Origin of the sequence: Vibrio sp. V04_P4A5T148 (genome assembly GCF_963875605.1) — a bacterium.
GTDB lineage: Bacteria > Pseudomonadota > Gammaproteobacteria > Enterobacterales > Vibrionaceae > Vibrio > Vibrio anguillarum.
Genome location: NZ_CAWNMS010000090.1, coordinates 1 through 1,128, shown reverse-complemented (window position 1 = coordinate 1,128; position 1,128 = coordinate 1). Strand labels below are relative to the sequence as shown.

At 39.4% G+C, this 1,128-nt stretch carries 1 protein-coding gene; it reads right to left on the bottom strand.

The genetic code is table 11. The annotated features are described in order from the left end of the window. Positions 1–258 precede the first annotated feature (258 nt). A complete protein-coding gene (locus AACT18_RS16300; protein WP_141138101.1) occupies positions 259–687 on the bottom strand; it encodes a hypothetical protein in 429 nt (142 codons plus the stop codon). Between the last annotated feature and the right edge of the window lie 441 nt (positions 688–1,128).

Genomic DNA, 1,128 nt, shown 5'->3' with positions numbered 1-1,128 from the left:
AAAGCAACCCAACGCGATCAAGAAACAACAAATATGTGATGACGATTTATTGCTTAATTTAAGCCAGAAAACATAGAATTTACCGTTCAATTCCAACTCGATTTAGCTGATAAAAACTCACTTTGCCTAACGCCCAATTAAGTAGTGAGCAACGCAATACAAAGGCAAACGCATTGCGCCCTAAACACAAAACTAACCGCAAACCAAAACTGCCACGCGTTGCGAATCTGCTTAAATTGTTTGTTATGTGCTTGCCGACTATGCAGATTTAATCGTGTCCCAATACTCAGTATCACAAACCTTACAACCATGATGAGGAGCAGGTTCCCCCCAACTGTTCGGGTAAAATGTAAGGTGTATGTATTTACCGTCATTTTCTAAACATTTTGGACAAAATGGTACTTCATCATCTGTAGCCCAATAAACTTGAGTTCGAGCATCAAACCTAACACATGATTTTTGTTCAAGTTGTTTTGTCAATTGACGAATTTCTTCATTTTTTTGAGCAAGAATGCCCTGTAACTGGCTTGCTTCAACCATCGTCAATGAAAGTTGCTGAGTCAAACTAGCTAGGTGAAGCTGCATTTCACTTGAATTAGGAGCATCCTGTTGGATTAATTTTAACGTTTCTAATGACTTATTGAGAAAATCGATCAGGGTTACACCTGCTGCTAAAGTAACTGACAATTAACTATCCTCTTATTTTACACGGGTTTGAGCTGGCACATAACGCCCGGCTAAGGGGTTGACAACGCACCACCGAACTCAAAAAAAAACACTTAAACACTGAACTTCAATTTTGCACTAAAATCGCCAAGCGTTGGTAATCCCTCTTGAGCCGTTTGTTAGCTGCTGCACTTTAGCCAGAGATTGACTACCCAACGGCTTAATTTAAAACACATTATTGTTTTCAAGCGACAAAGTAAAACAGACAACTGAGAAACTAAAACCTAATCCACGAAACGCACTTGGCAAAGAAGAAATAACAGGGAAACTGACGAACTTCTAAGACTTCAATTTACAAAGAATCCTTTCAAAGAAGCCAACAACCAAGTGCGCAAAACCCATTTAGGCGCGAAAGAGCTTCAAAACCAAAGAAGCCACACCAAAGAAATAAACAAACACACC